The organism is Niabella soli DSM 19437 (assembly GCF_000243115.2).
In the GTDB taxonomy this organism is placed as follows: domain Bacteria; phylum Bacteroidota; class Bacteroidia; order Chitinophagales; family Chitinophagaceae; genus Niabella; species Niabella soli.
In genome coordinates this window covers 471,057-486,789 of sequence record NZ_CP007035.1, presented here as the reverse complement: position 1 = coordinate 486,789, position 15,733 = coordinate 471,057, and the positions used below count along the sequence as shown (strand labels likewise).

The window sequence follows — 15,733 nt, the reverse complement described above, 5'->3', positions numbered from 1 at the left end:
TGAATATAAGTTATTTTTAAAAAAATAAAATAACAAAAATTAATACTATTAAAGATGTACATTCAAAAAAAATGACAAGTTGAGAAATTATCTGGAACCCACTCAATACCCGAAAGGCATGCTCGTCATCCCGCTCAAAGCTTAGTTCCTTTCCGTACATCGCCCGGGTAATAAGCACCCCGGCCGATGGTTGTCAAGTACAAGCTATTTGCAAGTCCTGTATGAGCGGTATTATACCCGTATAGCCGGCGTCTGCAAAAAATAGAGCACCAGTTATTTTCGTGGGCCCTTTAATTTTCTTTAAAATTTGTGGTTTAGTGAGAGAATGATTTTATATTTAACCCGTATAAACGCTTTCGATTGGCGTCCATACATTTAATACATCAGTAAATCTTTAAAAAACATTACTAAATGTCTGCTCAACGCTTTTTTTTAATCTTCTTAATCATTTTTGGGATCAGTAGTTGTGGGACCAGCAAAAAAGCCCAACGACAGGAAGTTTCCTTTGATGAAGGCATTGGCAAGATCAAGCACCTGGTGGTGGTCTATATGGAAAACCGCAGCTTTGATAACCTGTATGGTGAGTTCAAAGGAGCAAATGGCTTAAAGAATGCCCGGAAAGGAAATTTTATACAAGTTAACGAAAAGGGTATTCCTTATGAATACCTCCCTGCAATTCCGAGAAACAACTCCTTCCCTACTAACCTGCCTAACAAACTCTTCAACATTGACCAGTACGTTACGTCTGACAAGAAAACACCCGATGTAACACACCGCTTTTTTCACAATCAGCTACAGATTGACGGTGGAAAGATGGACAAATTTGCAGCATATAATGACTCTAAAGGATTGGCAATGGGTTATTATACAACGGAGAAACTTCCTTTGTATCCACTGGCTAAACAATATACCTTGTGCGACAACTTTTTTCAGAGCGTCTTTGGCGGCTCCTACTTTAACCATGTTTACCTGATCTCAGCCGCCGTGCCGGTATGGCCGAACGCCCCTGAAAAATTAATAGCGAAGATGGGTGCCGATGGCAAAATGGTAAAAGATGGTATTGTTACTCCCGATGGCTATGCGGTCAATCATGTGCTTTCCAGGAACAAACCTTATCCTGCAAAGTCAGATACCTCCGAACTATTGCCATCGCAGACTATGATAACTATCGGCGACCGCCTTAGTGAAAAGAATATATCCTGGGCCTGGTATTCTGAAGGATGGGATGATGCAGTAGCCGGGAGAAAAAATAACTTTGCCTATAACCACGAACCCTTTTTGTATTTTACCCGGTACCAGGAAGGTACTGAAGGCAGAAAGCACATGAAAGATCAGAGCGACTTTATTGCGGCTGCGAAAGTGGGTACGCTCCCCTCTGTCTCTTTTGTGAAACCCGGCGGCGGCAATGATGAGCACCCGGGCGCATCTGCCGTCTACTCCTCCGAGCAACTGGCGGTGAATCTGATCAATGCCGTATTAGAAGGCCCTAATGCAAAGGATGCCCTGATAGTGCTGACTTACGACGAATTTGGCGGTTTTTTTGATCATGTCAATCCTCCTGTTATTGATAGATGGGGCCCCGGGAGCCGTATTCCTGCAATTGTGATCGGGCCGTTTGCCAAAAAAAATCATGTGGATCATACGCAATACGAAACCGTCAGCATTCTTTCCTTTATTGAGCATCGATGGGGAATAAAACCATTAGCCGAGCGGGATAAAAATGCAAACCCATTCCGGAACGCCTTACTATTCAAATAACCCGCGAAAACGGAGTAAAACAGGTATGTATAAGAAGACGGGCATAGTCGTACTACTGTTTACCGTATTATTTGTTGCAGGCCTTAGCTCCTTTTATGCAATACCCGGTCATTCAGTACAAACGCACTATAGCCAGCGTGAACATAAAATCCGGGAAAAAGTATTTAACCAGATAGTATCTTTTAGAGACTATGTAAAAGACAGTCTTTTGCTGGCAGTCAGCAAAGCGCGGGCAGATACTTTAATGGTTCGCAGTGCTTTCTTAAAATCAAGATTGCTGTTCAAGGAATTTGAATGGGCGGCAGCCTATTTCAATGCGGAGCTGACCGATCGGTTAAACGGGCCGCCCGTGCAGGAGATCGAGAACGTAGACCTGCTGGACTCTTCAATGGCACGTGCTATTGATCCAATGGGTTTGCAGGTAATAGAACCGTTGATCTATCCCAGGTATGATGCTGCCAACAAAGAGCAACTGATCAGCCAGGTCAGGCATTTACTAACGAATACAAAATACCTGATCGCGTATTTTTCAGACCACCAGCTTGCCGACTGGCGCATTCTGGATGCTGCCAAGTTAGAGGTATTCAGGATCATCACTTTAGGCATTACCGGGTTCGACAACGGACTTTCCCTGAATAGTATGGAAGAATCGGCTGTATCCCTAAAAAGCCTGCAGGAAGTACTTTCCTACTACACGGGTAAAAATAAAAAAGCAACCTTATTACAGCACCTTGATACCGCCATTAATTATCTGCAGCACCATCCTGATTTTGCCTCCTTCAACAGAGCTGTATTTATTACCCGTTTCGCCAACAAGATCAGTACCGGCATAGCGCAGTTGGAACAAGACCTGCCCGGTCAGAAAATCAAATACAACAGATTGCTGCGCCAGGAAGCAAAGACCCTCTTCGATACGGATGCTTTCAACGTTGATGCTTTTATTCCCGGACCTGAATTTCATACTACTGAAGCTAAAGCAGCGCTGGGGGAAAAACTTTTTTATGACGCTTCCTTATCCGGCACCGGCACGAGAAGTTGCGCTTCCTGTCACCGCCCTGATCTGGCGTTTACGGACGGCCTGGTTAAAAATACGGATATTCACGATGGCACAAAACTGCTAAAAAGAAACGTACCCACCCTACTCAACGCTGCCTTTCAGTCAAATTATTTCTACGATATGCGGGCGTTGACACTGGAGGATCAGACCCGCGATGTCATCACCAACAAAGCGGAGATGGACGGTTCGATGGAGCGGGTCGTACAGTATGTTTCCGCAAATAAAATATACAAGTCGTTATTTGCAAAGGCATTTCCCGCTAAAACAGGAAACAGCATCCGGCCGGACGAGGTAACCAATGCGCTTGCTTCTTATGTGCGCAGTCTTGCCCGGCTCAACAGCAGGTTTGATGCATACATGCGCGGCAATGACAACGCGCTGACAAAACAAGAATTGAACGGATTCAATTTGTTCGCCGGAAAGGCCAAATGTGGCACCTGTCATTTTATCCCCTTGTTTAACGGAGTTACGCCTCCTAAGTATGTCGCAAGCGAAACAGAGGTACAGGGCGTTCCCCGGTCATTGACAGACTCCACGCTGGACCCGGACGCAGGTTATTACGATGTAATTGGCGTTGAATCTTACAAATACGCCTTCAAAATCCCTACCATCCGCAATATCCAAAGAACAGCGCCCTATATGCACAATGGCGTATATCAGACCTTAGACCAGGTAATGGAATTTTATAATAATGCCGGGGCCGTGGGCCTGCGAATGAATCTTCCGAACCAGACACTGCCTGAGGAGAAACTGAACCTGACCGAAAAAGAAAAAGAAGACATTATTGCTTTTGTTAAGAGTTTGGAAAGCAAAACCCAAACGGCAACAGGAGCACCTCCCGCTGAAACCCATTACTCTTTAAGCATACCATTCAATATCTCTTTTTATTTAGGTAGTGACAACAAAAGAAGAAACAGCTATTATCTTTCAATCACTTCCTTTACACAATCGCCATAGTAATCCAGCTCCAATGTCTGGCGGCTCAATAACACCCGCCATCTTCTGAACGTATTTAAAAAAACAATCAGCATCAGCAGCATGGCAGTAAGTGCCAGAACAGCCAGCAAATATTGTCCCTTGGGCAAATAGATTGATACAATCTGTTCATAACCCGCCCAGAAAGTAATAACCGCCATAAAGAGCCCCGGAATGGCCGCACACAACGCATACTTCTTCCGGTCCAGACGGATCAGCATAGTAGTACAAACAATCAGTCCGCAGGCGGCCAGCAGTTGGTTGCTGATCCCAAACAGCGGCCAGATCGAACTGATGTTCCCGGTGTAAACCAGGTAGCCCCAGGACAGCGTAAAAATAAAACTGGTGATGATGATCCCCGGCAGCCAGTCTTTATCCCTGAACCTTGGAAAAACAGTACCCATCATCTCCTGCAGAAAAAAACGGCCGACTCTTGTTCCCGCATCAATAGCCGTTAAAATAAATACCGCCTCAAACATGATGGCGAAATTGTACCAATAGGCCATTACATCATCCATAAATGGGATCTTGTCAAAAATATGGGCCATTCCCACCGCCAGCGACACCGCGCCGCCCGTTCTTCCCATCAGGTCTACACCTATTTTAGCACCGATATGATTTAGGTCTACGGTAACAAGCCCTGGGTTTTGCAGGATAAAATCCTGGTACAATTCCTTTGGTGTATTGATGCCAAAGTAGTCGCCGGGCATTAGGGTACATGCTGCTATCAGCGCCATCAGTGCCACAAAACCCTCCACCAGCATTGCCCCATATCCTACAAAAAGGATCTCTTTTTCATTACCCAGCATCTTTGGTGTGGTTCCCGTGGCAATCACCGCATGAAAACCCGAAATGGCTCCACAGGCAATTACAATAAATATAAAGGGCAATACAGGACCACCTATAATAGGTCCGCCGCCATGTATAAACTTCGTGAGCGCCGGCATTTGCAGATCCGGATGAATGATCACCACCCCAACGGTGAGCATAATGATCGTCCCTATTTTCAAATAGGTTGATAAATAATCCCTCGGCACCAGCAACAGCCATACCGGCAGCACAGATGCCAGGAACCCATAGATGGTGATGGCTACTACAATCGTTCCCATCTTCCAGTGAAACAGCTCTCCTATTTCTTTAAATTCCATCAGTCGGTGCCCGCCCACGATTGCCGCAATCAGCAATACCCCGCCCAAAATACTGGCCATTGTGATGCTGTTTTTTTTATACCGCATAATAAGCCCCATAATGACGGCAATGGGCAATGTGGAAATCACCGTAAACAAAGACCAGGGCGCCTCATACATGGCGCTGATACAGGCAAGGGAAAGACCCGCTAATGTCAGAATCAGGATAAACAAAATGGCAATACCTGCGATCAGGCCGGTGGTTTTGCCAATCTCTTTACCTGCAATGGAGGCCAGGCTCTCGCCTTTATGTCTCACCGAAGCAAAAAGCACCACCATATCATGCACCCCGCCCGCCAGCACGCAGCCGATCAGGATCCAAAGCGTTCCGGGCAGGTATCCGAACTGGGCTGCCAACACCGGCCCTACCAGCGGCCCTGCCGCCGCAATGGCTGCAAAATGGTGTCCGAAAAGTACATTTTTGTTTGTTGGCACATAGTCTTTACCATTGGAGAACTCATAAGCGGGTGTGGTATTTTTTGCATTGATGTGCAGCACTTTTTGCGCAATAAAAATACCATAGAACCGGTACGCTATCGCAAACAGCAGCAACCCCGCAAAAATTAAGGTGAGCGCATTTACTCCATTCAGAAATTCCATATCGCTTGATAGTTTAAAAAGCTTTCACCACTTTTATTATTGAATAGAAGGCGCTGTTATTTATATAGCTCCGCAGGCCATTGCAGCGCCATACCCTGCGCCTGAAGGAGTTCCTGAAATTCCGCCAGCAATTTTTTATTTTCACGAATGGCATGTGGCTCTGTCTTTTTTTGAAGTGAAAAAGCAACCGCCATGCCAGCGGCCTCACCAATACCCCACTCCACCGGATGCTCACGGTAACAGCCATTGGTAATATGCGTGGTGCCTATATTTTTATTGGCCGGTAACAAATTCCGGACCCGCTGCGGTAACAGCGCCCCCAAAGGAATCTGGAACGGCAGGGAATCAAAGTCGATGTAATTATTACCGCCGGTACCGGGATGCAGATCAATATGATAATAGCCAATACCCACGCTATCGGAAAAAGGAGCCGCTTTCTCCGCTGCTGGTCCCGAAGCAACCAGCTTCCGGTTCTCCTTTCCTACATGTTCTTCCAGTATTCTGAATACAGGTTTGATCCTGCGCGACTCGCGTATATAAGGGTATTGCGCCAATCCATCCGCCGTGCCCAGCATATCGGGACGCAGCAGCAGTCCCGGCCAACCCTGCCCGCCATCAGGCCGCTCTACGGCTGTTTGCAGCCAGTAAAGCAGGGATAGACTAAGCTCTTTTGCTTTTGCAACATGCCGGTTAAATACCGCAGCATCCACATCAATAATATTTCCCAAAAAATAATCATTCTGGGGCCAGTTGATCAGGCTCAGGTTGCCTTTATAAAGTCCTTCACTGAAATTGTTATGATCAATAATGCGCCGGTAGTTCCAGAGATTTAATGCACCAGCCGTTGCTTTACCGGTTGGATCAAAACCCAGCTTTTTGGGTTTTAACGTGGACGGGGTGGAATAATAGAGCGATAACAACTGCCCCGACCAGGCGGGGGTTAACGGCGGAACAAAATCCCTCCAGAAGTTGTAGTTATCCGGTTTGCGGATACGGTGATCCTCCCCCTCCCGGTACTCCAGCACAAAACAGCTGGTGAACGCCTGGTTATTTTTGGGATTGGCAACCTCGGCCGCATGTAGCTCTTTTGTTTGTTTTTTCGATTCAGCGCCGGTAACATATTCAACACCGGCCAATGGCAGTAAATCGCCCAACTCTGTTGCATCCACAAAGTAGGTTCCCTTCAGCACGCACTCTTTGCCCGTTTGCCGGTTCCTGCATTTTACAAAATGCACCTTATCGGCGCCAGGGTCCGCCGCCACTGCTTTAGTTTGTAACAGGATCGTAAGCTTTCCTGCCTGCACATAGGGTAATAAGAGACTGTTCAGCACCATCAGCGCCACACGCGGCTCATGACACAATTTTGAAACCGAGCCATTGCCCGGATTAAAAAACAGAGCTGCTTTTGCCTGTGCGCTTAACGGATAAAAACGGGTATAAAATGAGCGGATCTGCACCCGCAGATCCAGGTACGACCGGGTGGCGCCAAATAATTCAATCCAGGGGTTTTCATCCGGGCAGCTCACGCCCTGTTGCGTCAATTGCCCGCCAATCCAGTCTGTTTCCTCCGTCATGGTAACCGAGCATCCGTTCCTCAATGCCGCCAGCGCAGCGGCGCAGCCCCCCATTCCGCCGCCAATGATCACCAGGTCTGATCTTATTTCTCCGCCCACAGGAGCCGTTAACGATTTTGAAGCAGCAGTACCTGAAGCCCCACTTCCGAAACTCACCAATGCTCCGGCCCCTGCGCCTAACGATCTTATAAAATGCTTTCTCTTCATATTTCACGCAATCTGTTCCCGTTTACGAATCTATTTTTTGCTCCTGTTTCTGCAGATTGTTTTTTAATTCCGCATAATCTATTTTTTGTACGCTTACTTTATGATCTATAGCCATAACTGCAGCTGTGGCAGCCGATTCTCCCAGGATCATAAACACCGGTTCCATACGTATGGAGCCATAGGCCACATGCGAACTGGATAAACAAACCGGCACCAGTAAATTCCGGCATTCCTTTTCTTTCGGGACGATCGATTTATAAGAAATATGATAAGGCTTTGGAACAGACACTCCAAAATCGCCCTCATTCTGAACAAAACCTTCGCTGGTTACATAGCGCTGAACGTTATGAGAATCCAGGGTATAGGAACCCATCCCAACAGCATCCGGAATGCCCCGCTCCCCAAGGATTTCATGCTCCGTCATCACAAAATCACTCACCATCCTCCGGGCCTCTCTTATATACAACTGAGATGGCCAGTTGCCATTGTCTTTAAACTCATCCCTGGCCAATCCCCATTTATTAAATTCCTGCTGCACCTCACGGGGTATACGCGGGTCTGTGGCAATAAAATAAAACAGTCCTTGCTGATACCTTTTATGATTGTTGATAATTTGTTGACGCAGCGCATAGGAGGCTTCCGGATATTGATAATTCATCCCGATATAATCCGTACTAAAAGGTCCGTGATTGTTGGTATCCGTTTTAAAATTGGGGATTGGATCAAATTTATGAAACAACTCGCGCCAGCCACTGTTAAAAACCCTTATCAGCAGTTCATATTGTGCCGGATCATATCCTGGAGGTTTCGGAAATGCAACCCTGTTTTCGGGGTGCGATGAAAAACACATCCGGTAACAATAGGCCTGCACCTTTTTATCGCCTGCATTATAGGCCCCGGGCGGTTCGCCGGAAATGCCCGCCAGCAGCCCGCTTGAAGGCTTACCGGGAATTTTATACGGATCAACCAGTGACTTAAAATAATGGCCGTGATGAAACACACCGGTAAGCACCCCCGCCCATTTTTCACCGTAAGCAGCAGCGGCTTCCCTCCCCACGGTAAAGCTGACACCGGCCGCCGCCATCAGATCCCCCTCATAAGTGGCATCGATAAACATTTTACCGGCATACCGGTTTCCCTTCAATGTATTGATAGAAACGATCTGGTTATCTTTCCGCTGTACTCCGGCAGAACGATCAAGCCATTCATCCCGGTACACCGTGATATGATGCTCCTTAATAAACGCTTCAAAAATCTGTTCGGCAGCATGAGGTTCAAAGATCCACATGGTTCTGTTGGCACCGTCTATTGCAGGCGTGCCCTGGCCTTTATTTCCGTATGCCTCTTTTTTTTGCCATCGCCAGGACCGGGGATCTTCATAGTGCAACCATACCCGGTGGTAGAACTCCCGCGCCAACCCGCCAATCACCGATTTGTTCCCGGTATCCGTAAACCCCAGCCCTCCGGAAGTCATACCTCCCAAATGCATTTCGGGGCATACGATCAGCACCGTTTTTCCTAGCTGTTTTGCTTTTACCGCAGCCGTAACCGCGGCCGCCGTACCACCATAGATAATGACATCGGCCGTCCGTTCTCCCCTGGATTTACCTGACACTTTTAAACCGGGAATGCTTCCGGAAACAACGGCACCACTACCTATTGCCAATGATTGGATGAATTTTCTTCTTTGCATGAATATCGTTTTTGAAGAGGAATACTAATATCCGGACTCCAGATACCAGTTGGTAAACCCACGGACGGGTTTTAATCTATTTTACTTTTTTCCTTTTTCCAGGAAGGGATCGTCCTGCAGCCATTTTTTCAGGCCCGGCACATCAATTTCCTGAACCGGCTTTTTCTGCCGGATGGCCATAGACGCGGCCATTGCAGCCGATTGCCCCAGTACCATAAACACAGGTTCCATGCGTATGGAACCATAGGCTATATGGCTGGAAGATAAGCAAACGGGTACCAGCAAGTTGGTGCATTCTGCTGCTTTTGGCGTAATGGAACGATACGCAATGGCGTAGGGCTGCTTCACATGCACTTCCACATTACCCTCATTCTTTACCATTCCATTTACCACAATCCGGTCGCAGTTATGACTATCCATTCCATACGAAGCCAGGCCAATACCATCATCCACTGTTGTTGCACCGGTACAATTATGCTCGGTCATTACGTAAGCGCCAATCATCCGCCGGGCTTCTCTTACATAAAGCTGCGGCGTAAAATGGTCCGTATTTTTATATTCATCTTTTGGGTATCCCCAATTGCGGATAAAATTTCTTAAGGTATCCGGAACTCTTTTATCGGTAGATATAAAGTACAGCAATCCCTTGGTATAAGCGATGCTTTGGCGGATCATGGCCTGCCGCTCTGCATAACTTGCTTCTGCCCAGTGCTGGTTCATCCCGATCATATCTGTAGAAAAGCCTCCGCGGTTGTTGATATCCGTTTTGCGGTTGGGCATTTTGCTCCAGATAAAATATTGATTGATGCCTCTCATTTCAGGTTGTGCTTCAATAAGACGGATCAACAATTCATATTTTGATGGATCATAACCGGCGGGGCGTGTAATGGGAATACGGTTGGCCGCACTGTCTGTAAGGCAGATCCGGAAATTATAGGCCTGTACTTTTTTATCACCCGTTCCTGCCGGAACACCCTTGTTGCCGGAGATGCCCCAGAGCAGCCCGCTTTGAGGTGCACCGGGCGTTTTGTAAGGACTGATCCCATCAGGAAACTGGTGATAGCCGGATTGTTTATGATATTCCGGCAACTGAAACCCATTCAGCGTTTCCTTGTATACCGAATTGTCCTCCCGGCCAATGAAGTAAGAAACACCGGCTTTAGCCATCAGATCGCCCTCATACGTACAATCGATAAATTGTTTCGACCGCACCACCACCTGCTGGCTCTTCGACTTCCCCGGCTGTAAAAACCGGGCTTCTGTTATGGAAGCGCCTTGTTTTGTAAGCGCCGTCACCTGTGTTTGCATCAATACTTTAATATTTCCTTCTCTTAAAAAATCACTCATTATACCTGAGGCAACGCTGGGCTCAAATGTCCATTGCTCCCCCGTTTGCCCGTATTGTTTACCCACCCTCTGGTAAAATTGCCGGGAGAATCCGGTGATCGCATCTTTTATACCGGCATCGGTTTGCCCAAGTCCGCCGGTCGTTAATCCGCCAATCCAGTTCCCGGGTTCAATCAACAGAACAGTATTGCCGCAGCGGGCGGCAGTATACGCCGCAATCACACCTGCCGCCGTTCCCCCATATACACATATATCTACCGTATACGGCGGGGGATCTCCCTCCTGGCCGTTATGGGCATACCCTGTAAAAAAATACCCCATCATTAAAATCAAAAGTCCGATCGTTTTATTCTTCATTGCTTAAGCATTTTATTATTGAATAATTCACGTAGAAGCACGCAGCCGGTTGCACGGGATTAATATCCGGGGTTCTGGTCCGCCTGGGAAATAGCGTCGTTATTTTCAATTTCCTCCTGGGGAATTGGCCACAACAACCGGGCATCAATAACCGTACGCCCCACTAAGCCCATTGCTTTCTTTACCGTTCCGGTTCTCTTCAGATCGTGCCAGCGTTTTCCCTCAACAATAAATTCCAGTGCCCGCTCTTTTAAAACCGTATCCCGGAACTGTTCCTGGTTCATGCCGGCGGTAAAATCAATAGGCGATGGAGCCGATGGCGTGTATCCATAGCCTCTTCTGCGGATCCAGTTCAGGCGTTCCAATCCCAACGGGGTAGGTCCGCCATTAGCCATACAATCCGCTTCCGCAAAAATCAGGAAGGCTTCTGCATAACGATAAATGGGATCACTGAATGTGGCCAGGCCGGAAGTACCGGTAATAAATTTTTTGAACAGCACCGGCGTTGCCGAAGGAAGCGCAACAGAGTCGCCTGTTGGGCCAAGATACTTCCGGTACAGGTTAAAGTTTTTCCGGAGATCCTTATCATCCCAGGTAGCAAGAAAGGATTTCATGTTCGGGAGCCAGGCATAAACACCCCCGCTGCTGTAATTATAAGGCGGGGTATTGGGGCGGTGCAGGTAACTGGGCAGCGTGGATTGCCGAGAGTCTGAATGATGAATGGATAACACATCCTCCGAACTGGTTACTGCCGCAAAGATCTTATAGAAATCATCAGGCTTTTGCACCCCTACCAGGGTATAAACGCCGCTCTTGATAATATCATCCGCTTCTTTTGCAGCCTCCGCCCATTTTTCCCTGGTAAGGTATACATTGGCCAGCAGCATTTTTGCCGCCCATTTTGACGCCTTGCCTGTTTCTGCACCTACAGCGGCCGGCAGTCCGTTTACGGCAGCCGTTGCATCGTCAATGATAAGCGCGTATACATCATTCTCAGATGACCGCGGCGCATTGATCTGGCTCACATCCACGCTTTCCTTTATTTTTAAAGGAACGGGGCCAAATCCCCGCACCAGGTTAAAATAGGCTTGCGCTCTTAAAAAATGCGCCTCCGCCAGGATCCTGTTTTTTACGGCGTCGTCCATAGTAATACCGGGAACATTTTCCAGAATAGAATTGGCCCGGTTGATGGTACGATAAAAAGTAGACCACACATCGCCGGCACGACCGATGTTGGCAACATCCAGGATCTGGCTGAACACCGATATGGGCGCCTGGGAACCGCGCCCCTCTTCGTAATCAGCATGATTCACCAAAAACAACCAGTAATTAATCCCATAATTATCTGCCAGGGCGGCGTAAGCACCTGTAATGGCGGTTTGCGCGTCAGAGGCATTTTTATAATAGTTTGCCTTTGAAATAAAACTTTTGGGAACTTCCGTTAATTGCTTTTGACAACCAGCCAATAAAGCAATAAATCCAATATATATAAATAATTTTTTCATGTGAGTATTTTTTATTGATTTCAGCCACATGGAATTTTGCAATGATCATCTGCACCCTAACAACAATACCATGCTTCGTTAAAACCGAAGTTCGATCCCTGCTCCAAAAACACGGGCATTAGGATACCCGCTTTCGTCCGTACCTATGAACAAGCGGTCTTCTATTGATTGAGAGTCGCTGCCCCTGGTGTTTACCTCCGGATCAAGACCCGGATATTTGGTAAACGTAAACAGGTTGGTTGCCTTTACATAAATGCTGGCATAATTTAACCAACCCAACTTCATCCTTTTAACGGGCAGGCTATAGGATAACTGTACCGATTTCACCCGCAGATAACTGCCATCCTCAATAAACCGGTTCGACGGGCGCATTTGGGTTAACGAGCTCAGCTTAGGATATTTCGCGTTCGGGTTAGGATTATCAGCCGTCCAGTAATTACCAAACAGGTCGGCAAATTGATTCTGGGTACGCTGAAATGAGTTCAGGTTTGTAAACGCAGTAGCAAAGAAGATGTCATTCCCCTTTACCCCTTGTAAAAACACGGTGAGGCTAACATCTTTATAGGAAAAATTGGAATTAAATCCGTACTCAAATTTTGGATAGGGCGTTCCCAGGATCACGCGATCCAGCGGGGTAATGGCATTATCCTTATTTACATCTACAAACTTGATCATTCCCTTATCATCCAGGCCATCTTCGAGATAGCCATAAAATACGCCGAGTGGCTGTCCTACCCTTGCTAAGTTATAACCGGGCAATCCTGAGGTTTGTCCTGCTGTAACAATATCACTTCCTCCCGCGATCTTCAGTACTTTGTTCCGGTTTGTTGATACCTGCGCGGCTGCGTTCCACTTGAATCCACCGGTAAGCACATCGGCATTTACGCTGAACTCAAGCCCCTGGTTCTCGATCTCACCCAAATTCTGAAGGATGAAGCCAAAACCCGAAGACGGAGGGAGCGGCACCGACGCTAAAAGGTCTTTGGTATTTTTCTTATAATAGTCGAAGGTAACACCCAGTCGGTTATTGAATACTCCCAGGTCCAGCCCCAGATCCAGCTCATTACTGGTTTCCCATTTCAACTGGCTGTTAGAGATACCGGATGGTGCATACCCCACACTTTCTGTATTGCCGCTATAAATATATTTTACAGGGGACAGCCGGTCCAGCGACTGGTAGGGAGAAAGCGCGGTGTTACCGGTAACACCATAGCTGGCCCTTAACTTCAAGTTATTTATAAAGGGGAGCTGATCCTTTATGAACCGTTCTTCCGAGATTCTCCACGCCAATGCACCGGAAGGGAACACGCCCCATTTATTATCTTTCCCAAACCGGGAAGATCCATCGGAGCGAATACTCGCTGTTAAAAAATAACGGTCTAAAAAGGAATAATTCACTCTTCCCAAACCCGAAACCAGGCTCCATTGAGAGATATCGGAAGAAGGCGGGTTGATCGTTTCTGCTGACCCCAGGTTATAATTCTCCGTGTTATTATTGGTAAAACCGGAAACCGAGATCCCTGCGTTCCGGGTCATATAGGTTTGATAGGTAAACCCGCCGGTGGCCGTTAATTTATGCCCGCCGGAAAATAATTTTTCATACGTCAGCACCTCTTCATTCAAAACAGAGTTCCAATAGGTATTACTGTTAGAAGCGCCTCCACGGTCATTAGGATATATAATGGGCGAAAACTGGTCGTTGATGGAATTTTCATATTCCAGTCCGATCCTGGATACAAAGGAAAGCTCTTTTGTTAATTTAAAAGTAAAGGCATTGTTCAGCAATATAGTATTGGCAAGCGTCCGGTTCTTGTAGGGTTTTGCCCACAGCATCGGGTTTCTCATATCACCCGGGTCCGTAAACGGATAGGCTTCGCCGATGCGAACCGGAAGTCCGTTGTCATCATAAACAGGGCTGGTTGGCGGGGCCGACAGGGCTCCCGAAAACATATTATTTCCTCTTCTGCCGTTATCCACCGGTACAGTAAACTGCTCGCGCCGGGATAAATTAAGGTTCACCGCTATTTTTAACCAGCTCTTAATTTCATGATCAAGGTTCAACCGGAAGGAGCCCTTCTTCACTCCTGAATTAATAATGATCCCGTCCTGCTGATAATAGTTGCCCGACATGGAATAGTTGGTCCGGTCATTCAAACCAGAGAAACTCAGTGTATGATTCTGTACCGGGGCATCCCTGAAAATGGCATCCTGCCAATTGGTTCCCGGTCCCTGTATATCGCCTAAATTAAAGTAAGGTGCCTTGCCGTCGTTTTTCAGAAATTCATTTACCACAATCGCATAGTGCGTGGCGTCCAGCATATCAAACCGCTTTGCCGTTTGCTGAACCCCATAATAGCTGTTAACGCCGATCTCATTGCGTGCGCCGCCTTTGCCGCGTTTGGTACTTACCATTACCACTCCGTTTGCCCCCCGGGCTCCGTAGATTGCCGTTGCAGAAGCGTCTTTTAAGATGTCGATGGATTCAATATCCGCAGGGTTCAGGAAATTAATTCCCCCGGCAATAGGAAACCCGTCTACCACATACAAAGGATCATTGCTCCCGATCATAGAGTTTCCTCCGCGCACCCTTACCTGTACCCTGGAGCCCGGCGCTCCGGAATTATGCGCTACAGACACACCGCTGGCCCTTCCCTGGAGCGCCTCTCCCACATTATAAACAGGAACCGCCTGCAGGTCTTTATTGGAAACCTGCGCCACAGAACCGGTAAGATCTTTTTTACGCTGTGTGCCATAGCCCACTACCACTACCTCCTCCAGCTTGTTCACTTCCTTCTGCAGCGCAATGCTTTTTATATCTTTGTCTTTAACAGAAATTTCGCGGCTTGTATAGCCCACAATTGAAACAATAAGGATGGCATCATCATTGGCTACCTTAATTGAAAAGGAACCGTCCTCTCCTGTTGTTGTTCCGTTGGTAGTGCCTTTCTCCACAATATTCACCCCGGACAAAGGCATGCCCGTTTCATCCGTCACCATTCCCATTACGCTTAAAGAAACCAGCTCGCTCGGATGGCCTACAATAACCACCATTCCACTGTTCATCTTCTTATAAGAAAGGGTGGAATGCTGAAGCAGGTTATCCATTACATCATCAATCGTAGCCTTCCGGGCATAAATATCTACTTTCCGGCTGTTTAATTCTTCATTATCGTTATAAAAAAAACGATATTGATAGCGGTTTTCAATATACTTTATTACGGAAACGATTGTCTTCCCCTTCAGATCAAGATCTATTTTTTGCTGGGAGCGTCCTTCCAGCGCAAATACCTGCAACGAACTGAGCAGAATTAATAAAATGGAGCCATTCATTATCAGAAAAAATTTCGCACATAACAACCCTAACCCACCTTTAGCAGGGCAATCATTTTTTTTCATACATTTGAGTTTGAATTAATAATTGATACCAGCAAATTGCATTTTTGCAATTTTTCAATTGTTTAATTTGAGTGGAG

General features: G+C 47.0%; 8 protein-coding genes. 2 read left to right on the top strand and 6 right to left on the bottom strand.

What is annotated here, in order from left to right:
• Positions 1-411: 411 nt before the first annotated feature.
• Entirely contained in the window at positions 412-1,758 is a 1,347-nt protein-coding gene (locus NIASO_RS01910) for an alkaline phosphatase family protein (protein ID WP_008583969.1), read from the top strand.
• A 25-nt stretch (positions 1,759-1,783) separates the two neighbouring features.
• On the top strand, positions 1,784-3,772 hold the full coding sequence (locus tag NIASO_RS01905) for a cytochrome-c peroxidase (protein WP_008583971.1): 1,989 nt from the start codon (positions 1,784-1,786) through the stop codon (positions 3,770-3,772).
• Here NIASO_RS01905 and NIASO_RS01900 read toward each other — a convergent pair.
• The 6 genes from NIASO_RS01900 to NIASO_RS01875 form a co-directional block, all read right to left on the bottom strand.
• On the bottom strand, positions 3,736-5,577 hold the full coding sequence (locus NIASO_RS01900) for a carbon starvation CstA family protein (RefSeq protein ID WP_008583974.1): 1,842 nt from the start codon (positions 5,575-5,577) through the stop codon (positions 3,736-3,738). The two genes, NIASO_RS01905 and NIASO_RS01900, sit on opposite strands and share 37 nt — an antisense overlap.
• A gap of 56 nt (positions 5,578-5,633) precedes the next feature.
• Positions 5,634-7,358 (bottom strand): FAD-dependent oxidoreductase, encoded by a 1,725-nt coding sequence (locus tag NIASO_RS01895; RefSeq protein WP_008583975.1) that lies wholly within the window; start codon positions 7,356-7,358, stop codon positions 5,634-5,636.
• A 22-nt stretch (positions 7,359-7,380) separates the two neighbouring features.
• Positions 7,381-9,051 (bottom strand): FAD-dependent oxidoreductase, encoded by a 1,671-nt coding sequence (locus tag NIASO_RS01890; protein ID WP_008583977.1) that lies wholly within the window; start codon positions 9,049-9,051, stop codon positions 7,381-7,383.
• Between the two features lie 81 nt (positions 9,052-9,132).
• Complete coding sequence (locus NIASO_RS01885) at positions 9,133-10,755, bottom strand: FAD-dependent oxidoreductase (protein WP_008583978.1); 1,623 nt, start codon at positions 10,753-10,755, stop codon at positions 9,133-9,135.
• Between the two features lie 59 nt (positions 10,756-10,814).
• Entirely contained in the window at positions 10,815-12,260 is a 1,446-nt protein-coding gene (locus NIASO_RS01880; protein WP_008583980.1) for a RagB/SusD family nutrient uptake outer membrane protein, read from the bottom strand.
• A 78-nt stretch (positions 12,261-12,338) separates the two neighbouring features.
• Positions 12,339-15,656 carry a SusC/RagA family TonB-linked outer membrane protein gene (locus tag NIASO_RS01875; RefSeq protein ID WP_008583981.1) on the bottom strand — a complete coding sequence of 1,106 codons (3,318 nt, stop codon included), beginning with the start codon at positions 15,654-15,656 and terminating at the stop codon, positions 12,339-12,341.
• Positions 15,657-15,733 lie beyond the last annotated feature (77 nt).